Origin of the sequence: Demequina sediminis (genome assembly GCF_039545075.1) — a bacterium.
Taxonomy (GTDB): Bacteria; Actinomycetota; Actinomycetes; order Actinomycetales; family Demequinaceae; genus Demequina; species Demequina sediminis.
Genome location: NZ_BAABRR010000001.1, coordinates 280,425 through 301,557, shown reverse-complemented (window position 1 = coordinate 301,557; position 21,133 = coordinate 280,425). Strand labels below are relative to the sequence as shown.

Below are 21,133 nucleotides of genomic sequence, written 5' to 3'. Positions count from 1 at the left end.
ATACTGGCGGGCGCCGACGCCGCCCCGCCTCGCGTCAGTCGCCGCGGACGCCGCTCTCCGTGCGCACCGCCAGCACCGCGTCGAGCACCGCATGCGCCACCGCAAGCTTCGAACCAGTGGCCCGTCCGACCTCGTTTCCCTCGGCATCGAGCATCGTCACCTCGTTGGGCACGTCCCCGAACCCGCGGCCCCCGCCGACGGGGTTGAAGACCAGGAGATCGGCCCCCTTGCGACGCGCCTTCGCGCGCGCGTGGTCGAGAGCCGAGGCCGCATCGTCCCCCGTCTCCGCGGCAAAACCCACGACGGTGCGGCCCTGAGTCGCGTCCCGCACCAGCGACGCGAGGATGTCCTCAGTCTCGACGAGCTCGAGAGTCATCCCGCCCGTGCCGTCCTTCTTGATCTTCGTGGCGGCGATCGCGCGCGGCCTGAAGTCGGCCACGGCCGCGGCCATGATGACGACGTCCGAATCGACGCCACGCACGGCCTCGGCGAGCTCCGCGGAGGTCTCGACATCGACGCGCGTGATCCCCTCGCCCAGCGGCAGGGCGACGTTCGCGGCGATCACGGTGACGGTCGCGCCTCGCTCGCGCGCCGCCTCGGCGAGGGCGAAGCCCTGCAGGCCTGTCGAACGGTTGCCCAGAAACCGCACGGCATCGAGGGGTTCGTGGGTGCCCCCGGCGGTGATGACGATGCTCAGCCCCGAGAGGTCTCCCCACGCACCGCGGATTCCCGCCTCGGGGGCACGGGCCTCGGCGGGGACGGCGCCCTCAGCGACGGCGTATAGCGCCGCGACCAGGTCCTCCGGTTCGGGAAGGCGTCCGGGCCCCGAATCGGGACCGGTGAGGCGGCCGACCGCGGGCTCGATCACCGTGACGCCGCGCGCGCGCAAGGTCTCGACGTTGGCCCGGGTCGACGCCTTCTCCCACATTTCGGTGTGCATCGCGGGCGCGACCACGACGGGTGCGCGCGTCGCAAGAAGCGCGTTACCCAGCAGGTCGCGCGCCTCGCCGTGGGCGAGCTGCGCGAGGAAGTCAGCGGTCGCGGGTGCCACCAGCACGATGTCCGCCTGCTGGCCCAGCCTCACGTGCTCGACCGCGGGCACGTTCTCGAAGGTGTCCGACGTCGCGGGCAGCCCCGACAGCGCCTCCCACGTCGCGCGCCCCACGAATTCGAGGGACGCGCGCGTCGGGATGACGCGCACCACATGGCCGTCCTCCTTGAGGCGCCTCAGCACGATGGCGACCTTGTAGGCCGCGACCCCGCCCGTGACGCCCAGGAGGACGCGCATGCGCTACTTCTCGGAGTCGCCGAGCTCCAGCAGGTTGCCCTGGTTGAGCTCGCGCAGGGCCACGGACAGGGGCTTGTCGGTGGTGTCGGCCTCGACGAGCGGGCCCACGTTCTCGAAGTGGCCCTCGCCGAGCGCCTCGTAATACGAGTTGATCTGGCGCGCGCGCTTGGACGCGTAGATCACCAGGGCGTACTTGGAGTCGACCTTCGCCAGCAGTTCGTCGATCGGGGGGTTGGTGATGCCCTCGGGGTTCGCAACGGTTCCGGCCACAATCACTCCTCTAGTTGTGCAAAGACTCCGGGTATTCTACCCGGTCGCGCGGACCACCGAGAGGAGCTCGGCCGCGGCGCGCTCGACGGTGTCGTTGATGATCGTCTGATCGAACTCTCCGGCGGCGGCCATCTCCTCCCGCGCGGTCACGAGGCGGCGCTCCCGCTCCTCCTCGCCCTCGGTGCCGCGCCCGACCAGCCGAACGACAAGCTCCTCCCACGAGGGAGGCGCGAGGAAGACGAAGTGCGCGTCCGGCATCGTCTCCTTCACCTGGCGCGCGCCCTGCAGGTCGATCTCGAGCAGGCACGGGCGTCCCGACGCCAGGCAGTCGTCCACCGGCCCGCGCAGGGTTCCGTAGCGGTTGACCCCGTGAACCACGGCCCACTCGAGGAACTCGCCCGCCTCGACGCGCCGCGTGAAGTCATCCGCGTCGAGGAAGTGGTAGTCCACGCCGTCAGTCTCGCCGGGGCGAGGGTCGCGGGTCGTCGCGGAGATCGAGACGTAAACCTCGGGTGCCATGGCGCGCAGCGCGCGCACGACCGTCCCCTTGCCGACCGCGGTCGGGCCGGCAAGGACGACGAGTCGGCTCACCTGCGTTCGCGCTCGAGCAGGGCTTCGACCTGGTGCTGGCCCAGCCCGCGGATGCGCCGCGCGAGGGAGATGCCGATGTCCTCCATCACCAGTTGCGCACGCTTGGGGCCGATGCCGGGCAGGCACTGCAGGAGATCGCGCACGCGGATGCCGGCGAGGGCATCGTCCGCCTTGGCGCGGCGGATCGCCTCGGCGAGACTCATCTCTCCGCGCGTCAGCTCCTCCTTGAACACGCGGCGCGCGGAGCGCACCGCGGTCGCCTTCACCAGCGCGGCCGCGCGCTGCTCATCGGTAAGTTCCGGGGTGGCCATGGCCTATCCCTTCCGCTCGACCTGCGACTCGCGCAGGATGCTTGTCACGTCCGCGGCCGCCGCAACGACGGCTTCACGGAGTTTCTCGACGATGGGGCCTGCCTGAAGCACACCCCTCGACTGATTGACGAGCACGCAACCCCTCGCGTTCCCGAAGACCAGGGACAATTCTGCCGCACCCGCGCCCTGCGCACCCACGCCGGGCGACAGGAGCGGGCCATTGACCCGGTCGAGTTCGATGCCAAGACGCTGCACCGCGTCTCCCACGGTCGCGCCGACCACGAGGCCCACGCTTCCCATCGGACTGGCACCGCTGTTGAGCGCGGCCGCCGAGTCGGCGACCACGGCCGCGACGGCTCTGCCGTCCGGCGCGATGGCGTGCTGGACCTCCGCCCCCTCGGGGTTAGAGGTGAGCGCCAGCACGAAGACTCCCTTGCCGTGTTCCTGGGCGAGCTCAAACGCCGGGGCAAGCGACCCGAAGCCGAGGTACGGCGACACCGTCACCGAGTCAGCCTCGAGCGGCGCGCCGGGCCGCAGATACGAGTCCGCGTAGCCCTGCATCGTGGAGCCGATGTCGCCCCGCTTCGCATCGAGAATGGTGAGCAGCCCCACCTCGCGCGCCCTCCCGAGCAGCTGCTCGAGCGCCGCGACACCCGCCGAGCCGTGGCGCTCGAAGAACGCGGCGTTGGGCTTGATCGCCGCACAGGCGCCCGTGCTCGCCTCGAGCACGGCGTCGCCGAAGGTCACGAGGGACGATGCGGTGTCGGGAAGCCCCCACTGCGCGAGCAGTCCGGGGTGCGGATCGACGCCCACGCACAGCGGGCCGTGCGCGTCCATCGCGGCCGCGAGACGGGCACCAAACGTCATCGCTTCCTCCTTTGAGGCCGCGGGGACCGGCCTGCCATTGCTACTCTACCTGCGATGTTGAGGCCTCGCTGGGTCAACGTGCCGCGTCCTGAAGGCTCAGCACGTCGAACGGCCCCGCCTGCAGCGCCTCGATCGCGAGCACGGCGGCCGCGAGCTGCTGCGTGGTGGTCACGATCGCGATGTCGGCCGCGGTCGCGGCAGCACGGATCTCGTAGCCGTCGGCGCGCGCGCCCTGACCGGACGGGGTGTTGATAACCAGGTCCACCTTGTCCTCGTGAATAAGGTCGACGATGGTCGGCTCGCCGTTGGGGCCGCGTCCCTGCGAGTTCTTGCGCACCACCGTCGAGGGGATGCCCATACGCTGGAGGACCTGGGCGGTGCCCTCGGTCGCGAGGATCTCGAAGCCCAGCTGGCGCAGCCGCGCGATCGGGAACGTGATCGAGCGCTTGTCGCGGTCGGAGATCGACACGAAGGCCGTGCCGCCGGTGGGCAGCCCGCCGAACGCCGCGGCTTGGGACTTCGCGAACGCGAGTGGGAAGGTCTCGTCGAAGCCCATCACCTCGCCGGTCGAGCGCATCTCGGGGCCCAACACGGAGTCGACCGCGATCCCCTCGTGCGTGCGGAAGCGCTTGAAGGGCAGCACCGCCTCCTTGACCGCGATGCGCTGCGTCATGTCGATCACGCTCGCGTCGTGCTCGGGAAGCACGCCACGCGCCCGCAGCGACGCGATCGACTCCCCCGCCATGACCTCGGACGCCGCGCTTGCCAGCGCCACGCCCGTGGCCTTCGCGACGAACGGCACGGTGCGCGAGGCACGCGGGTTCGCCTCGAGGACGTAGAGGATGTCCGAAACCAAGGCGAACTGCACGTTCATCAGTCCCCGGACGCCGATGCCCCTGGCCAGGGCCTCGGTCGAGGTGCGGATGCGCGCGAGCTCCGCGGCGGACAGCGAGAACGGCGGCAGCACGCAGGCCGAGTCGCCGGAGTGGATGCCGGCCTCCTCGATGTGCTCCATCACGCCGCCGAGGAAGAGCTCCTCGCCGTCGAACAGCGCGTCGACGTCGATCTCGATTGCGTCGTCGAGGAAGCGGTCGACCAGCAGCGGCGCGTCGGTCGCGTGATCGCCCACGTCACCCATGCGCGTGCCGTAGTCGCGCAACTGCTCCTGCGAGTACACGATCTCCATGCCGCGGCCGCCCAGCACATAGGACGGGCGCACGAGCACGGGGTAGCCGATCCGCTCCGCGATCTCGACGGCCTCGTCGATGCCGTGCGCGGTGCCGTAGGCCGGAGCGGGCAGCTCGGCGGCCTCCAGCACGCGGCCGAAGGCCGCGCGGTCCTCGGCGTTGTCGATCGCCTCGGGCGACGTGCCCAGAATCGGCACCCCGGCATCGGCAAGGCGCTGCGCGAGCGACAGGGGCGTCTGCCCGCCCAGCTGCACGAACACGCCCTTCACCGGACCCGCGGCGAGCTCGGCGTGGTAGACGGCCATGACGTCCTCGAACGTGAGCGGCTCGAAGTAGAGGCGGTTCGCGGTGTCGTAGTCGGTGGACACGGTCTCGGGGTTGCAGTTGACCATGATGGTCTCGTAGCGGTCCTTGAGCGTCAGGGCCGCGTGGACGCACGAGTAGTCGAACTCGATGCCCTGACCGATCCTGTTGGGGCCGGACCCCAGGATCAGGATCGCCTCGCGGTCTCGCGGGCGGACCTCATCCTCGACGTCGTACGAGCTGTAGTGGTACGGCGTGCTCGCCTCGAACTCCGCGGCGCACGTGTCGACGGTCTTGAAGACGGGCTGGACTCCCAGCTCGCCGCGCAGTCGATAGACGTCACCCACCTCGAGGCCGCGCAGGGCCGCGATCTGGGTGTCGGCCAGGCCGTGCGACTTGGCCTCGCGCAGCAGTTCGGCCGTGAGGTCGGCGGCGCTCGCGACCCGCGTCGCGACCTCGTTCATGAGCAGCATCTGGTCGAGGAACCACGGGTCGATGCGACACGACTGGTAGACGTCGTCGAGCGTGATGGTGCCCGCCTCGACGGCGCGCAGGGCCTGCTGCACCTGCACGAAGCGCTTCTCGGTGGGCACCGCGATCTCGCGCAGCAACTCCTCGAGGGCCGCTCCCGACGGCACCGGGCCGTCCCAGTGGAAGTTCATGCCCTTCTTGTCGATCGAGCGCAGCGCCTTGCCCAGCGCCTCCGTGAAGTTGCGGCCCAGGCTCATCGCCTCGCCCACGGACTTCATGGTCGTCGTGAGCACGGGGTCCGCGGCGGGGAACTTCTCGAACGCGAAGCGCGGGACCTTCACGACGATGTAGTCGAGGGTGGGCTCGAAGCTCGCGGGGGTCGAGCCGGTGATGTCGTTCGGGATCTCGTCGAGCGTGTAGCCGATCGCGAGGCGAGCCGCGATCTTCGCGATCGGGAAGCCCGTCGCCTTGGAGGCCAGCGCGGAGGAGCGCGACACGCGCGGGTTCATCTCGATGACGATCAGTCGGCCCGTCTCGGGCTCGACGGCGAACTGCACGTTGCAGCCGCCGGTGTCGACGCCCACCTCACGGATGATCGCGATGCCCACGTCGCGCATGCGCTGGTACTCGCGGTCGGTCAGCGTGAGCGCCGGCGCGACCGTCACGGAGTCTCCGGTGTGCACGCCCACGGGGTCGACGTTCTCGATCGAGCACACGACCACGACGTTGTCGTGCTTGTCGCGCATCAGCTCGAGCTCGTACTCCTTCCACCCCAGGATCGACTCCTCGAGGAGCACCTCGGTGGTCGGCGAATAATGCAGACCGGCACCGGCGATGCGGCGCAGGTCCTCCTCGTTGTACGCGAAGCCGGAACCCAGCCCGCCCATCGTGAAGGACGGGCGCACCACGACCGGGTACTGCAGTTCCTCGGCGGCCGCGAGGCACTCGTCCATCGTGTGGCAGATCACGGACTTCGCCGAGTCCGCGCCGCAGCGCTCGACCACTCCCTTGAAGAGCTCGCGGTTCTCGCCCAGGTGGATCGCCTCGAGGTTCGCGCCGATCAGCTCGACGTCGTACTTCTCGAGGATGCCCGCCTCGGCGGCAGCGATCGCGGCGTTGAGCGCGGTCTGTCCGCCCAGCGTGGGCAACAGCGCGTCAGGGCGCTCCTTGGCGATCACGCGCTCGATGACCTCGGTCGTGATCGGCTCGACGTAGGTCGCGTCGGCGAACTCGGGGTCGGTCATGATCGTGGCCGGGTTCGAGTTGATGAGGATCACGCGAATCCCCTCGGCCTTGAGGACGCGGCACGCCTGGGTGCCGGAGTAGTCGAACTCGCAGGCCTGGCCGATCACGATCGGGCCGGAGCCGATGACGAGGACGGAGGAAATGTCGTCGCGCCGGGGCACTAGCGGTCACCCTTCATGAGGTCGAGGAAGCGGTCGAAGAGGTACGAGGCGTCGTGCGGTCCCGCCGCGGCCTCGGGATGGTACTGGACGGAAAACGCCGGCAGGTCGAGGCACTCGAGCCCCTCCACGACGTCGTCGTTGAGGCACACGTGGCTCACGCGCACGCGACCGTAGCCCGCGGGAGAGTCGGACTCCCCGTCGAGCGGGGCGTCCACCGCGAAGCCGTGGTTGTGCGCGGTGATCTCGACCTTGCCGGTCGTCCGGTCCATCACGGGCTGGTTGATGCCGCGGTGGCCGAACGCTAGCTTGTACGTCCCGTATCCGAGCGCGCGGCCCAGGATCTGGTTGCCGAAGCAGATGCCGAAGAAGGGCACCTTCGCGTCGAGCACCTCGCGCAGCGTCGCGACGGCGCGCTCCGCGGCGGCGGGGTCGCCGGGTCCGTTCGAGAAGAACACGCCGTCCGGCTTCATCTCCAGGATCGCCGATGCCGTGGTCGAGGAGGGCACCACGGTCACCCGGATGCCGCGCTGGGACATCTGCTCGGGCGTCATCGCCTTGATGCCCAGGTCGACGGCGACCACGTGAGCCTTCTCGTCTCCCTGCGCGGGCACGGTGTACGGCTCGGCGGTCGTCACCTCGTCCGCGAGGTGGGCGCCCTTCATCTCGGCCGCCCCGCGCACGCGGGCCACCAGGTCCTCCACGGCGACCGGGGCATCGTCGCTCCCCAGCGCCCGTCCCGAGAAGATCCCGGCCCTCATCACGCCGGCGGTGCGCAGAATGCGCGTGAGCTGACGGGTGTCGATCCCCGAGATGCCCACGATCCCCTGCGCGACCAGGTCGTCGTCGAGGGAGCGTTGCGCACGCCAGTTGGACGGCCGGCGCGCGGGGTCGCGAACGACGTAGCCGGCGACCCAGATGCGGCGCGACTCGTCGTCCTCGTCGTTGACGCCGGTGTTGCCGATGTGCGGCGCGGTCATCACGACGATCTGCTTGTGATAGCTCGGGTCGGTGAGAGTCTCCTGGTAGCCGGTCATGCCGGTGTTGAAGACGATCTCGCCGAGCGTCTCGCCGAGGGCGCCATACGGGCGGCCCTCGAACGTGCGGCCGTCTTCGAGCACCAAGACGGCGCGGGTGGCCTCGCTCATGCGAACGCTCCTTCGAAACGGGGGTCGAGGTGGGTGGGCACGCCGCGCAGCAGCGTGATGACGGCGCGGCCGGGCAGCTCGATGCCGCCGTACGGGGTGTTGCGGGCACGCGAGGCGAGGTCCTCGGGACGGACGGTCCACGCGGCCCGCGGGTCGACGAGCGTGATGTTTGCCGGCTCGCCCGCGGCGAGCGGGCGGCCGTGTGCGTCGTCGACGCTGCCGATGCGCGCGGGGGCCTCCGACATCAGTCGCGCGACGTCGCGCCACGTGGCGGCGCCGGTGTCGACCAGCACCTTCTGCACGATTCCGAGCGCGGTCTCGAGCCCGAGCATGCCGAACGATGCGGCGGCCCACTCGCAGTCCTTGTCCTCGCTCGCGTGCGGGGCGTGGTCGGTCGCGATGATGTCGATGGTGCCGTCGGCGACGGCGGCGCGCAGGGCGTCGACGTCCGTCTGGGTGCGCAGCGGCGGGTTGACCTTGAAGAGGGGGTCGTAGGTGCGCGCCTCCTCGTGCGTGAGGAGCAGGTGGTGAGGAGTCGCCTCGGCGGTGACATTGATCCCGCGTCCCTTGGCCCAGCGGATGATCTCCACCGAGCCTGCGGTCGACAGGTGCTGGACGTGCACGCGCGAGCCCACGTGCTCGGCGAGCAGCGCATCACGCGCGACGATCGACTCCTCCGCGACGGCGGGCCAGCCCGCGAGGCCGAGCTCGGCGGACACCTCGCCCTCGTGCATCTGCGCGCCCTCGGTGAGGCGCAGGTCCTGCGCGTGCTGGACCACGGCGCCGTCGAAGGCCTTCACGTACTCGAGAGCGCGGCGCATGATGACGGGGTCGTAGACGCATACGCCGTCGTCGGAGAAGAGCCGCACGCGGGCCTTCGAGTGGGCCATCGCGCCCATCTCGGACAGGTGCTCGCCCTTGAGGCCCACGGTGACGGCGCCGATGGGGTAGACGTCGACCAGCCCGATCTCCTGTCCCCTGCTCCACACCTGCTCGACCACGCCCGCCGTGTCGGCGACGGGGGTGGTGTTCGCCATCGCGTGGACTGCGGTCCACCCGCCGCGCGCCGCGGCGCGGGAGCCGGTCTCGATCGTCTCGGCGTCCTCGCGTCCCGGCTCGCGCAGGTGGGTGTGCAGGTCGACGAGCCCGGGCAGCGCGACCAGCCCGGTGGCGTCGATCACGACCGCCCCCTCGGGCCGCGTGTCGGAGTCGACCGCGGTGATGACGCCGTCCTCGACCACCAGGGTCGCGACGGTGTCGCCGTAGAGGGAAGCGTTCTGGATGACGATGGGGCGACTCACGAGGCGCCCTCCTCTCCGGCTAGCAGCAGATACAGGGCGGCCATGCGCACGGCAACGCCGTTCGCGACCTGCTCGACGATCACGGAGCGTGACGAGTCGGCGGCCTCGGCCGAGATTTCGAGGCCCCTGTTCATGGGACCGGGGTGCATGACGATGCCGTGGTCGGGTAGTCGCGACATGCGGTCGGCGTCGAGACCGTAGAGGCGCGTGTACTCGCCGGGGCTCGGGAAGAACCCGCCTCCCGTCATGCGCTCGCGCTGGACGCGCAGCATCATGAGGGCGTCGATCTCGTGCGTCTCGAGTGCCTCGTCGAGCGTGTGCACCAGGGTGCACGGCCACGGCTCGATGCCCACGGGAACCAGGGTGGGCGGCGCGACCAGCACCACGCGCGCACCCAGGGTGTGAAGCAGGTAGACGTTCGAGCGCGCGACGCGGCTGTGCAGGACGTCGCCCACGATCGCGACGGTGAGGCCAGCGAGGTCCGCCCCCGTGGGGTCGCTCACCAGGTGGCGGCGCATCGTGAAGGCGTCGAGCAGCGCTTGCGTGGGGTGCTGGTGGGTGCCGTCCCCCGCGTTGAGGACGCTGCCGTGGAGCCAGCCGCCGTGCGCGAGCTGATACGCCGCGCCGGAGGCCCAGTGGCGGACCACCACGGCGTCGGCGCCCATGGCCTGAAGCGTGAGGGCGGTGTCCTTGAGCGACTCTCCCTTGCTCACGGAGCTGCCCTTGGCGGAGAAGTTGATGACGTCCGCGCTCAGTCGCTTGGCGGCCGCCTCGAACGAGATGCGCGTCCGGGTCGAGTCCTCGAAGAAGAGGTTGACGACGGTCTTGCCGCGCAGCGTGGGGAGCTTGCGCACCTCGCGCTCCTGGGTGGCGGCCATCTGTCCGGCGGTGTCGAGAAGCGTGATCGCGTCCTCGCGAGAGAGGTCACGCGTGCTCAGGAGGTGACGCATGCTCACTCCCCCTTCCGCAAGATCACGGCGTCCTCGCCGTCGATCTCCTCGAGGCGCACGTCCACGCGCTCCGAGCGGGCGGTCGGGATGTTCTTGCCCACGTAGTCGGCGCGAATGGGAAGCTCGCGGTGTCCGCGGTCGACCAGGGTCGCGAGCTGCACGGCGGCGGGCCGGCCAAGGTCGCGGATCGCGTCGAGTGCGGCCCGGATGGTGCGCCCGGTGTGGAAGACGTCGTCGACCAGGACCACCACGGCATCGTCGATGCCGGCTGCGGGGACTGACGTCACGCCGATCGCTCGCGTGGGGTTCTTGAACAGGTCGTCCCTGTACATGGTGATGTCGAGCGCTCCGCAGCGGTGCTCGGCCTCGAAGCCGGGCTCGACCTGCGCGATGCGCGCGGCCAGCCGATGCGCCAGCGGCAGTCCACGCGTGGGAATCCCCAGCAGGACGATCGATGCTGCGCCGTCGTTGCGCTCCACGATCTCGTGGGCGATGCGCGTGAGGGCTCGGGCGATATCCGCCTCGCCCATGATGGTGCCAGTCACCTGGCGACCTCCTTCCCCGCCTCGCAGGACGGTCCTTAAAGGATGTCTGGGTTGTGACGGCAAGCCTACCCGACCCGTGGCGCCGCGACCTGCCACCCGCCGCCCCAGCTACCCCGACGGGCCGGCTCGCTCCTCGCCACCGGATCCGCCGCCCACGTCCCGGTCGGTCACCGTGGTGAGTGCCCGGAAGCCCGGCCGTGGTCGCCTTTCCGGGTCCACGGATCGCGGCGGGATGAACTCCGGGCTCCCCTGGCGCATCCTGATGGCCCAACCGTCATGGTGGATCCAGTGATGGCAGCCGACGCACAGCATGATGCCGTCGCGGACGTTCGTCTCTCCCCCGCGCTCCCACGGGACGATGTGGTGCACGTCGCAGTGACTCGGCGGGGCCCCGCACCAGGCGCAGCCGCGATCCCGCTCGGCGATCGCGCGCCGCTGAGCCGCGGTGAAGAGTCGCTTCGCGCGGCCGTGGTCGAGCACCTCGGAGCCCATGCCGAACACCGTAGGGACCACCTGCGCATCGGCCGCATGCCTGCGCAGCACCCCGACCGGCACGCGGACCGTGATGCCGTCGACGTCGCCGTACCCCTCGCCCGCCCGGAGGTCGGCAAGGCTCATGCGGATCGAGACCGTGGTCTTGACGCCGTCGTGGGTCGCGTCGCAGCCCGTGGCGTGTCGCCCCAGCCAGCCCAGTCCGTCCGCGCGCAGCTGGTCTCCCGTCCGCGCGTCCTGGGACTCCTGGTCGCGCCGCGCGCGGAACGCCTTCTTCACGTACCCCTCGACCGCCGCCTTGAGCGGCGCGGCGGTCATGGGATCCAGGAGAGCGGTGAGGCTCACCATGCCGTCGCGCTCCTCGCGGAAGCGTGCGAAGCGGCGCTCGTGGAGCTCCTCGTAGCGTTCCTCGGCCGTCACGGACGCGGTGAGATCCGCGGTGAGGGCGTGCGCGAGGGACCGCACGGTCCGCAGTGGCTGCCCCTCCGCCTTGGCGATCGCGGTCTTCTCCACCGCCTCAAGTGGCCGGCGCCCCAGCGGGGTCGTCCGCACGGAATCGTCCACGACGAGCCCCACCCGCTCACGTGCCTCGGGGTGCAGCATGAGCGCCTCGCGCAGCAGCGCGCACGCATCCGGGCTCAGCCGCCCCGCGCTCGCCGCGGCCGCGAGCAGCGGCAGGGGCGACACCGCGCCTCTCCCAGGCCCGGCACCCCTCCCAGGCCCGGCATCGTCCCCCAACCTGCCCCGAGCATCGTCCCCCGCCCCGGATCCGGCAGGCCCACCGGCCCCGGCAGACCCACCCGCGCCGCCGGGAGACCCGGCAATGAGGTGCCCCATGGTGCGCAGCCGCTCGGCCTCCGCCACGGTGCCACCGGTCTCGCTCGCGATGAGCTGGTCGACGGACCGGAAACCGGCCCGCCGCGCCATCCCGCTCGCCCCGGCCTGCGACCGACGGTCGAGGTCCGCGGAGATCAGCGCGAGCACCACGTCGATGTCGCGCCTCACCCCGACGGCCTCGCGCTTGAGCGCGAGCACCTCCCGCTCGGTGAGCGCGCCGACTCCCTCCGCACGGGCGCGCAGCCCGGCGAGAGCATCGGAGACCATGGAGAACGCCATGACCCCAGTCCATCACCGGGGTCTGACAGCGAACCCGGCAATCCGGACAAACGCCACGAAACTGTGGAGAACTACTTCGCAGCCTTCAGCGCCGGCGCCTCGCGCGCGATGGTCCCCAGGACTCCGTTGATGAAGGCCGGAGAGTCGTCCGTCGAGAGATCCGCGGCAAGCTTCACGGCCTCGTCAATCGCTGTACCCAGGGAGATCTCGTCGTTGCACAGGATCTCCCACGCCCCGATCCGCAGCAGCGCACGGTCCACCGCGGGCATCCGCGTGAGCTGCCACTCGGGCGAGGCGTCCTGGATGATCGCGTTGAGCTCGGGCCACCACTGCACCACTCCGCGCACGATCTGCTCGGCGTACAGCGGCAGCGGCGTCTCGCGGCCCGAGTCGACCAGCCGCGTCTGAAGCACCGACAGCACGTTGTCGCCGCGCTGGTCCGCCTCGAACAGGACGTCGAGGGCGCGCTTGCGAGCCTTGGTCCGGGCCGCCACTAGTCGTTGACGCGACCGAGGTAGTCCCCGGACGCCGTGTTGACCTTGACCTTGGTGCCCACCTCGAGGAACAGCGGGACCTGGATCTCCTTGCCGGTCTGGAGCGTCGCGGGCTTGGTGCCACCCGACGAGCGGTCGCCCTGCAGACCGGGCTCGGTGTACGTGACCTCAAGCACGACGGAGGCGGGCAACTCGAGGAAGATCGGGTTGCCGTTGTTCGAGCCGATCACGGCGGACTCGTTCTCGAGCAGGTAGTCGGTCGCGTTGCCCATGACGGCCTCGGACACGGGGATCTGCTCGAAGGACTGGGGGTCCATGAAGATGTAGGACGTGCCGTCGAAGTACAGGTACTGCATGTCGCGGCGGTCGACCGTCTCAAACTCGACCTTGGCACCTGCGTTGAACGTCTTGTCGACCACCTTGCCGGTCATCACGTTCTTGAGCTTGGTGCGCACGAACGCCCCGCCCTTGCCGGGCTTGACGTGCTGGAACTCGATGACGGTCCAGAGGTTGCCGTCGAGGTTGAGCACGGAGCCGTTCTTGATGTCGTTCGAAGTCGCCACAGGGGTGTCCTTTAAGAATGTCTGGGATGAAGTCCGCAGACGATTCTAGCCGACGCGCCGCGCGACGGCCTCGAGAGCCAGGCGGTACGAGTCGATCCCCAGCCCCGCGATGGTTCCCGTCGCGATACCGCTGATGACGCTGGTGTGACGGAAGGCCTCGCGGGCGTGCGGGTTGGTGAGGTGCACCTCGATCAGGTTGAGGCCCTCCGCGGTCACCAGCGCGGCCGCGTCCCGCAGCGCGTACGAGTAGTGCGTGAACGCCGCCGGGTTGATCACGACGTGGGTGCCGGCGTCGACGCTCTCGTGCATCCAGTGGACCAGGTCCGCCTCGTCGTCCGACTGGCGCACCTCGACGTCGAGACCCAGGTCCGCGCCCCACTGCGTGACCAACACGGTGAGCTCCTCGTGGGTGGTGCTGCCGTACTTCTCGGGCTCGCGCGTGCCGAGCCTGCGCAGGTTGGGACCGTTGACCACCAGGACGTTCATGCGGCCAGCGTAGCGGGGACGATGCCCCGGTTGGGTTGGGCGCGCGAAGGGACGATGCGGTGGTTCAGACATGCTGTGAGCTTTCCGGATTCTCCGGAGAGTTCACCGGCTACGCATCTCGTCTACGCGTGGGCGAGAGCGAACTCTAGCTTCGTGTGTAGCTCGTGACCCCATGCGTAGTCCTTGGACTCGCGTTGCGCGCGGCCGAGAACGATGCTCGGCGCCACCCCCAACGCGTCGGCGAGTGCCAGTACCGCTCCCGTATCGCGCGTCCGTGGAAGCCGGTCAACAACATCGGGCGGGATCAGCAGATCAGATGCGAAGGCGTTCGCCTCGTCCTCTGCCTGAGTCGCATCCCCGTTGACATACAACTCCTTGTCGCCGTGGAGGAGTACGTGACCGATCTCATGGAACAGCGTGAACCACATCTGATCATCGCGTTTCCACAACAGGGAGAGCTGGACGATGGGGCGCCCATTGAGCCATCGTGTCGCGCCGTGAATGCCGAGGCCCGGCACGGCTGGCACGAAGCAAAGGACCACGCCGACCTCAAGGAGCCGAGCCCTCGCCTCATCGATGGCGGCGACCGGCTCCGCGGCAGTGAGCGCCCGTAGCGACGGCAGAAGGAGCTCGAGGCCACGCCGGTCAAACGGAGGCATGCCGTCGAGTCCATCGTGGTGGCGCTCGGCGAGGGCGAGCCAGGTCGCCAGCGCAGGTGCGTGATCACGCCCCACCGCCGACCGCCGATACGCCACGCTTCCCTGTCGCCAGGTGTCGTCGAAGGCGTCAAGGGTCGCGACGCCCAGGATCCCGAGCAACTCGCGCACGGAATCCGCGTGGTTTCGGGCGGGTGCCTTGATGTACCCCCACTTGCGCAGATAGCTAAGCGGGAACTGCTTTGCTTGTTCGTACTGCGCGGCGAGTCTTTCCGTCTCCTCGCCACGAGCGAGGTCGCTGCGATAGCCGCTCTCATACTGATTCCAGATGCGCGCGGGCACGCCCGTGACACGCTCGAGCGCGAGGGAAAGCGGGTGCGACAACGGCGCCTTGCCGCTGAGCAACTCGCTCACATGCTTGCGTGTCACTCCCAGGCGGCGCGCCAGTTCGGCGGCGTTGATGCCCTCACCTTCCATCCACTCGGATATGAAGTCGCCAGTGGTGACGATGTAGGTGGGCTCGGCGGACACGGTGTCCTCCTTTCGACTCGGCAGCATCTGGTCAACGACGGTGATAGTCGACGATCTCGACCACCAGCACCGTGAGCACGTTGTCCGGGCACGGCTCGACGATGAGGCGCCAGTTGGCACTGAGTCTCGCGGACCACTGCCCGGATCTATCGCCGCTGAGCTGTTCCCAGCGACCGGTGCCGACCAGGAGATCCGCCGGCTCGGTGGCGTACCTCAATTCGGCGATACGCAACATGAGCGCCTTCGCGACATGGGCGTCGAGCGTGCGCTTCATGTAGCGCTCGTCGGTGCACTGCCGCTCAAGGTCGCGGGTCGCGTACTCGAGGTGCATGACTAGATGTTACCCAAATCGTAACACCACGACCAGTGTCGTGGATAGAGGCGTGTCGCGGGACAATGCGGGGCGGCCTCATGCCGACACGGCAGCGTACGCACCCTGCAGGATCGCAGGGTCTGGCCCCTCGAAGCGCACGGGGTTCTGGAGCCCGTTGAGAATCACAAAGCGCAGCAGGTCGCCGCGCGTCTTCTTGTCCCGGCGCATCGCGGTGAGCAGGGCGTCCCAGCGGTGCCCGGGGTAGGTAGTTGGCAACCCCAGGCCGGAGAGGATCGCGCGGTGGCGGTCCACCTCCTCCTCGGTGAGCTTGCCCGCCAGGTGCGCGAGCTCCGCGACGAACACCATGCCCACCGACACCGCCGCGCCGTGACGCCACTGGTACCGCTCCGTGTATTCGATCGCGTGCGCGAAGGTGTGGCCGTAGTTGAGGATCTCGCGCAGGTAGGACTCCTTGAGGTCCGCGGCGACCACGTCCGCCTTCACCTGGATCGCGCGGGTGATCAGCTCGATCAGCACCGCACGCGTCGCATCGTCCAGGTTCCCGTCGCGACTCTCGCCGCGCAGCAGCGTGAGGTTGTCCTCGACAATCGTCAGGATCTCTGCGTCGCGGATGAACCCGCACTTGACCACCTCGGCCAGCCCCGCCACCAGGTCGTGCTGCGGAAGCGTGTCGAGGGCGCGCACGTCACACCACACGCTGAGCGGCTCGTGAAAGGCGCCGACCAGGTTCTTGCCCTCGGCCGTGTTGATGCCCGTCTTGCCTCCGACGGCCGCGTCCACCATCGCGAGAAGCGTGGTGGGAACCTGAATCACGCCGACCCCACGCAACCAAGTCGCGGCGACGAACCCGGCGAGGTCGGTCACCGCTCCCCCGCCGAACCCGATGACCACGTCGCTGCGCGTGAAGTCGGACTTGCCCAGGACACCCCAGCAGAACGCGAGCACCTCGGCTGACTTGCCCTCCTCCGCGTCGGGCACCTCCGCGATGACCACGGTGAGCCCACGCGCGTCGAGAAGCGCCTTGAGGTTGTCGACGTGGCGGCGCAGCGGCGCGGCGGTCACCACCAGGACCCGCATCGCGGCCTCCGGCACCGAGTCGGCGACGTCCTGGAGCAGGTTCTCGCCGATGGTGACGTCGTACGGTGCAGCCGTCGCGACGTGGACGATGCGGGGGGTCGTCGTGCGGTGGTCGGGCATGGCTTCTCCGTTCAGCCGGCAGTGGCGTCGATCGCCTGGACGATCTCGCGGGCGGCCTGGTTCGGGGTGAGCTTGTCGGTGAGCACCGTGACGGTGGCGAGGCGCTCGTAGATGGGTCGACGCGCCTCCATCAGGTCGAGCCACTGACGGCGAGGGTTGCCCACCAGCAACGGGCGCGCGTTGTTGAGGCCCACGCGCGGCGCGGCGGCACTGAGCGAGACGTCGAGGAACACGACCGCTCCCCCGCGCGCGCCGTACGCCTCGAGCAGTGCCTGCGTCTCCGGCGCGAGGACCGCGCCGCCGCCCAGCGACAGCACGCCCACGTGCTCAGCCACCGCGGTCGCGACCGCGGTCCGTTCGAGCGCACGGAACGCCTGCTCGCCGTCGTCGACGAAGATCTCCGCGATCTCCTTGCCGGCCGTCGCCTCGATATCGGCGTCGGTGTCCCGGCGTTCGACGTCCCACAGCGTGGCGAGTGCCTTGGCCACGGTCGACTTCCCCGAGCCTGGCGGGCCGATCAGCACCGCCCTGGGCCCGTTGCCCACGCCCGACATCAGCGCAGGTGCTCCGGGATGGAAGCGACGTAGGACTCGATGTTGCGGCGAACCTCGTCGACCGAGTCGCCGCCGAACTTCTCCAGCAGCGCGTCGGCGAGCGTCAGCGCGACCATGGCCTGGGCGACCACCGCGGCCGGGGCCACCGCGCACACGTCGGAGCGCTGGTGGATGGCCTTGGCTGCCTCGCCCGTGGCTGTGTCGATGGTGTCGAGAGCACGCGGCACCGTGCTGATGGGCTTCATGGCGGCGCGCACGCGGAGCGGCGCACCGTTGGTCATGCCGCCCTCGACGCCTCCGGCACGGTTGGTGCGGCGCTGGACGCCGTCAGCGCCGTACTCGATCTCGTCATGGGCCTGCGAACCGCGGCGAGCGGCGGTACGGAAGCCGTCGCCGACCTCGACACCCTTGATGGCCTGAATGCCCATGAGCGCGGCCGCGAGGCGCGCGTCGAGCCGGCGGTCCCAGTGAACGTGGCTGCCCAGGCCCACGGGAAGGCCGTAGGCGACCACCTCGACCACGCCGCCGAGCGTGTCGCCGGCCTTCTGGCAGTCGTCGATCTCGGCGAGCATCGCGGCCGAGGTCTCGGCGTGGAAGCAACGAATCGGGTCCGCGTCGAGCTGGGGCGTGGCGTGCGCGGGCGGCAACGGCGCATCGTCCGGAACGGCGACGGGGCCCACCTGGACCGTGTGCGACACCAGGGCGACGCCGGCCGCCTGCGCGAGGAAGTTCTCGGCGACCTGGCCCAGCGCAACCCGCGCGGCCGTCTCGCGTGCGCTCGCGCGCTCGAGCACGGGCCGCGCATCGTCGAAGCGGTACTTGGTCATGCCCACCAGGTCGGCATGACCGGGGCGCGGGCGCGTGAGAGCGGCGCCGCGGGCGCCGGCGAGCTCCGACTCGTCGATCGGGTCGGCCGACATCACGGTCTCCCACTTGGGCCACTCGGTGTTCCCGACCATGACCGCGACGGGGCCGCCCTGGCTCAACCCGTGGCGCACGCCGCCCAGGATGGTGACCTGGTCCTGCTCAAACTTCATGCGGGCGCCGCGCCCGGCGCCCAGTCGGCGGCGGGCCAGCGCGTCCTGGATCTCCTGGCTGGTGATCTCGACGCCGGAGGGCAGACCCTCGAGCGTGCCGACCAGCGCGGGGCCGTGCGATTCTCCTGCGGTGAGCCATCTGAGCATGGCTGTCATTCTTCCACGGGTGGATGGCAAGTCCGGATGGTGAGACGTCGATGGGCGCCGACCTTGCGGCCGGCGCCCATCGAGCGAGCGTGCTGGTGGTTGGCCAGGTGCCGATCGTCAGTTCGCCGCGGACTCCTCGGTACCAGGAAGGGGCCTGAACGCGTTGTCCACCGGCGAACCCGGCACGTACTCCGGAAGGTCGGTGTCGTCGTCCGCCACAAAGGACCGGGTGTCATCGAGGAGGGAGAACACCATGCCAGTGATGGTCACCGTCCACTGGTCCTCGGTCAGCGCGGGCCGACCGGGCGACTCCTCCGCCGGCGCTGCCTTGGCGATGGTGAATCCGGTCACGGTGTAGAAGCGGGTCAGTTGCGTCTCCATCGACTTGATGAAGTTGAGGACCCTGACCGGATCACCTTCCGTCGTGATCGAGACAGGCATGGCGAGCAGGCCATCAAACGGCGCCTCTACCACCGGCGTCGCCCCGGTGTCACCCGCAGCTCCGCCCGTGGTGCCGTCGGTACTCGTCTCATCGGCGTCCGCCGCGGCGGTGGCTGAAGGCGAAGGGGACGGGCTTGGTGTCGCGGCCGTGCCGTCCGTGGTTGCTGGCTCCGCGATGGTTGGAGGCTCGGTTCCTGCGGCGGCGAGCGGATCGATGGCCTCGGGCCTTCCGGTGGTGAAATCGACGAGCGGGAGACCCGCAGTTGCGAGACTGTCGGCGACGAGCCGTTCCAAGGAAGGCTGCGCGACTCGTGGAGGCATGTCGAGCGAGATCTTGGCGATTTGCTCACGCCAGTCAGGCACCTCCTGCTCAAGCGCCTTCATCTGCTGAATCTGAATCTCGGTCAGATCGTTCGCATCGCGAGCGATCTGCGCCTCCTCGGAGGCGGCAGTCGCCTTGTCGAGTTCGGGGCTGATGAGCGTCAAGTACGCAAGCGCGCCCACGACGATCGCCAGCACGATCGCCGCGAACACCCAGGCGCCAGTCCTCTGCTGAGTCTTCATCAGTTGGCTCCCTCTCCGGTGGGCGCAGGCGATGCGGATGGGACCGCCTCAGATGCCTCGATCTCGGCAAGCAACTCCTCGGGCACCGTGGTCTGCTCGGTGACCGTACGGCCCGACAGCGCACTGAACGTGATCCGCGTCGCACCCGAGTACTGCCAGAACACCGCACCGTTCTCGTTGTTGCCCTGCAGTTGCTTGGCCTCGACCCAGGTGTCGCTGAAGCCTGGCAATGCGTCGAAGGCCTCGATGAGCGCCGCAGTCAGGTCTGGGGTGCTCGCGCGACCGGTGAATACGATCGAGCCCATGTCGGGCTGCGCAAAGGCGGTCCCATCGGTGGCGATCACGCCTGCCGGAGTACCCTGCGCCATCGCCATGTCAGTGAAGGTGATGCCGTCCGGCGCACTGCTCAGCAGCGCGGTCAGATGCGTGGCCCAGTCGATATCCGTCGAGCCGGCCCACTCACGCGCCTTCACGGAGTTGTCGAAGGTATCTGCGAGGGTGTTGATGTAACCGTAGGTCGCCAACTCCGTCTGGAGCTGGGTCCGGCGGTCGTTCTCCGCCTGGAGCTCGTCCTCTGCGGAACTACGAATCGCGACCACCAGGAAATACGCGGCGGCCACGACAACGAGGAAGATGCCGAATACCAGGACGATCACTGCCTTGACACGCCCCTGCGTGCGGCGCGCCGCGATCTCGGGGGGAAGCAGGTTGACCTGGGGCGCCGGAGGCGCGCCGACCGGCGAGGAAACAGGCATGATCGAACTCACGTTCGACGGTGCGGATCCCGGGTTCATGATGCCTCCCCAAAAGCGAGACCGATAGGCACGGCCGCTCGCACCTCGAGCCCCTGGACAACCTCAGGGCGCACCTTCTTGCCCAGTGCGACGCGTGCGAAGGCGTTGCCGTAGCGCACGGGGAGCCTGGTAGCCGATGCGAGGTACTGACCTAGTCCGTTCAGCAACGAGCCGCCACCGGTCATGACGACGTGGGCAGGCGCCTCGCCGGGATTGCTCGATGCGAAGTACACAAACGTGTTGCGCACTCCCTCTACGAGGGCACGGGCGCTCTGTGCGAGTGGATCGATTGCGGCTTCCCTCCCGGGGACGGCGCGGCCACCGAGGCCCATCTGAATCTTGACCTCCTCCGCCTCGACCGCGCTGATCTGGAGCGATCCGGCCACTGCGTCGGTGAGATCCTGGCCGCCCTGAGGGAGCGTTCGGACAAGACGTGGCACGCCGTGGCTGGTGATCACCACGGTGGTGAGGCGTGCGCCGATGTCGACAAAAGCGACGCCGCCGGCCATCACGTCTTCGGTGTACTGACTGCGGAGGAGCGCGAAACCAGCGAGATCCACCATCTTGGGCCGCAGGCCTGCGGCCTCGACGGCGAGCAGGTTCTGGGTCACGGTCGACTTGGGCGCCGCGACCATGATGCCGCGCACCACCTTGGAGCTCTCAAGCTCCTTCTCGCCGGTGGGGTAGAAGTCCAGGAGGACCTCATCGACCGACATCGGCAGCGTCTCCTGGACGTGGAAAGGGAGCGAGGACTTCAACTGGGGCATGGGAAGGGCTGGCAGCTCGATCTCGCGAACCACGACGTTGGCGGAGCCGACCCCCACGTGGGCATCCTTGACGCTGATCACCGCGTCCTGTGCCGCTTGCCTGATCGCATTCCCCACTCCGGAAACGTCCACGACCTCGCCGGCCTGGACGGCCCCGCGCGGCAACGGGACTTCCGCGTACCCGGTCAGCGTCCCGCGGCCACGGGCGGCCGCACCCTTTCCGGAGAACTCGACCTCCGCGACCCGCACATGCGTGCCGCCGATGTCGACCCCGACTCTCTTGATTGCCACTGCTCCCCCTTCGGTCCGGGAATGTCCTGTGTAT

Annotated in this window: 22 protein-coding genes; all 22 read right to left on the bottom strand. The window is 69.4% G+C overall.

Going from position 1 to position 21,133, the window contains the following annotated elements; all coding sequences use genetic code 11:
• Positions 1–34: 34 nt before the first annotated feature.
• Complete coding sequence (gene coaBC, locus ABEA62_RS01480) at positions 35–1,288, bottom strand: bifunctional phosphopantothenoylcysteine decarboxylase/phosphopantothenate--cysteine ligase CoaBC (protein WP_286215937.1); 1,254 nt, start codon at positions 1,286–1,288, stop codon at positions 35–37.
• Positions 1,289–1,291: 3 nt separating this feature from the next.
• Complete coding sequence (gene rpoZ / locus ABEA62_RS01475; RefSeq protein WP_345378178.1) at positions 1,292–1,558, bottom strand: DNA-directed RNA polymerase subunit omega; 267 nt, start codon at positions 1,556–1,558, stop codon at positions 1,292–1,294.
• Between the two features lie 36 nt (positions 1,559–1,594).
• Positions 1,595–2,149, bottom strand: coding sequence for a guanylate kinase (gene gmk / locus ABEA62_RS01470; protein ID WP_286215934.1), 555 nt, complete (start codon positions 2,147–2,149; stop codon positions 1,595–1,597).
• Entirely contained in the window at positions 2,146–2,460 is a 315-nt protein-coding gene (gene mihF / locus ABEA62_RS01465) for an integration host factor, actinobacterial type (RefSeq protein WP_286215933.1), read from the bottom strand. Before mihF ends, gmk begins: the two co-directional genes overlap by 4 nt.
• A gap of 3 nt (positions 2,461–2,463) precedes the next feature.
• Complete coding sequence (pyrF, locus tag ABEA62_RS01460) at positions 2,464–3,327, bottom strand: orotidine-5'-phosphate decarboxylase (protein WP_286215932.1); 864 nt, start codon at positions 3,325–3,327, stop codon at positions 2,464–2,466.
• Between the two features lie 73 nt (positions 3,328–3,400).
• Positions 3,401–6,694, bottom strand: coding sequence for a carbamoyl-phosphate synthase large subunit (gene carB, locus ABEA62_RS01455; protein WP_286215930.1), 3,294 nt, complete (start codon positions 6,692–6,694; stop codon positions 3,401–3,403).
• Positions 6,694–7,839, bottom strand: a complete 1,146-nt coding sequence (carA, locus tag ABEA62_RS01450; protein WP_286215929.1) for a glutamine-hydrolyzing carbamoyl-phosphate synthase small subunit — start codon at positions 7,837–7,839, stop codon at positions 6,694–6,696. Before carA ends, carB begins: the two co-directional genes overlap by 1 nt.
• A complete protein-coding gene (locus ABEA62_RS01445; RefSeq protein WP_425557944.1) occupies positions 7,836–9,128 on the bottom strand; it encodes a dihydroorotase in 1,293 nt (430 codons plus the stop codon). The genes carA and ABEA62_RS01445 overlap by 4 nt, the downstream gene beginning before the upstream one ends.
• Before the next feature lie 8 nt (positions 9,129–9,136).
• Complete coding sequence (locus ABEA62_RS01440; protein ID WP_286215928.1) at positions 9,137–10,090, bottom strand: aspartate carbamoyltransferase catalytic subunit; 954 nt, start codon at positions 10,088–10,090, stop codon at positions 9,137–9,139.
• Between the two features lie 2 nt (positions 10,091–10,092).
• Positions 10,093–10,620: a bifunctional pyr operon transcriptional regulator/uracil phosphoribosyltransferase PyrR gene (gene pyrR, locus ABEA62_RS01435; protein ID WP_345378290.1), complete on the bottom strand. Its 528-nt coding sequence runs from the start codon at positions 10,618–10,620 to the stop codon at positions 10,093–10,095.
• Positions 10,621–10,743: 123 nt separating this feature from the next.
• Positions 10,744–12,243 (bottom strand): HNH endonuclease, encoded by a 1,500-nt coding sequence (locus ABEA62_RS01430; RefSeq protein WP_286215927.1) that lies wholly within the window; start codon positions 12,241–12,243, stop codon positions 10,744–10,746.
• Between the two features lie 71 nt (positions 12,244–12,314).
• Complete coding sequence (nusB, locus tag ABEA62_RS01425) at positions 12,315–12,737, bottom strand: transcription antitermination factor NusB (protein WP_286215926.1); 423 nt, start codon at positions 12,735–12,737, stop codon at positions 12,315–12,317.
• Positions 12,737–13,300, bottom strand: a complete 564-nt coding sequence (gene efp, locus ABEA62_RS01420; RefSeq protein ID WP_286215925.1) for an elongation factor P — start codon at positions 13,298–13,300, stop codon at positions 12,737–12,739. Before efp ends, nusB begins: the two co-directional genes overlap by 1 nt.
• 45 nt (positions 13,301–13,345) lie before the next feature.
• Positions 13,346–13,786 carry a type II 3-dehydroquinate dehydratase gene (aroQ, locus tag ABEA62_RS01415; protein WP_286215924.1) on the bottom strand — a complete coding sequence of 147 codons (441 nt, stop codon included), beginning with the start codon at positions 13,784–13,786 and terminating at the stop codon, positions 13,346–13,348.
• A 122-nt stretch (positions 13,787–13,908) separates the two neighbouring features.
• Entirely contained in the window at positions 13,909–14,973 is a 1,065-nt protein-coding gene (locus ABEA62_RS01410) for an ImmA/IrrE family metallo-endopeptidase (protein ID WP_286215923.1), read from the bottom strand.
• Between the two features lie 31 nt (positions 14,974–15,004).
• Positions 15,005–15,304 (bottom strand): type II toxin-antitoxin system RelE/ParE family toxin, encoded by a 300-nt coding sequence (locus ABEA62_RS01405; protein WP_286215921.1) that lies wholly within the window; start codon positions 15,302–15,304, stop codon positions 15,005–15,007.
• A gap of 78 nt (positions 15,305–15,382) precedes the next feature.
• Positions 15,383–16,504, bottom strand: coding sequence for a 3-dehydroquinate synthase (gene aroB / locus ABEA62_RS01400; protein ID WP_345378169.1), 1,122 nt, complete (start codon positions 16,502–16,504; stop codon positions 15,383–15,385).
• 11 nt (positions 16,505–16,515) lie between these two features.
• Positions 16,516–17,058, bottom strand: coding sequence for a shikimate kinase (locus tag ABEA62_RS01395; protein ID WP_345378168.1), 543 nt, complete (start codon positions 17,056–17,058; stop codon positions 16,516–16,518).
• Entirely contained in the window at positions 17,058–18,242 is a 1,185-nt protein-coding gene (gene aroC, locus ABEA62_RS01390; protein WP_286215920.1) for a chorismate synthase, read from the bottom strand. Before aroC ends, ABEA62_RS01395 begins: the two co-directional genes overlap by 1 nt.
• Before the next feature lie 117 nt (positions 18,243–18,359).
• On the bottom strand, positions 18,360–19,247 hold the full coding sequence (locus ABEA62_RS01385; RefSeq protein WP_345378167.1) for a hypothetical protein: 888 nt from the start codon (positions 19,245–19,247) through the stop codon (positions 18,360–18,362).
• Positions 19,247–20,041, bottom strand: a complete 795-nt coding sequence (locus ABEA62_RS01380; protein ID WP_345378166.1) for a PilN domain-containing protein — start codon at positions 20,039–20,041, stop codon at positions 19,247–19,249. The genes ABEA62_RS01385 and ABEA62_RS01380 overlap by 1 nt, the downstream gene beginning before the upstream one ends.
• Positions 20,038–21,099 (bottom strand): type IV pilus assembly protein PilM, encoded by a 1,062-nt coding sequence (pilM, locus tag ABEA62_RS01375; protein ID WP_286215917.1) that lies wholly within the window; start codon positions 21,097–21,099, stop codon positions 20,038–20,040. The genes ABEA62_RS01380 and pilM overlap by 4 nt, the downstream gene beginning before the upstream one ends.
• Positions 21,100–21,133: the final 34 nt, after the last annotated feature.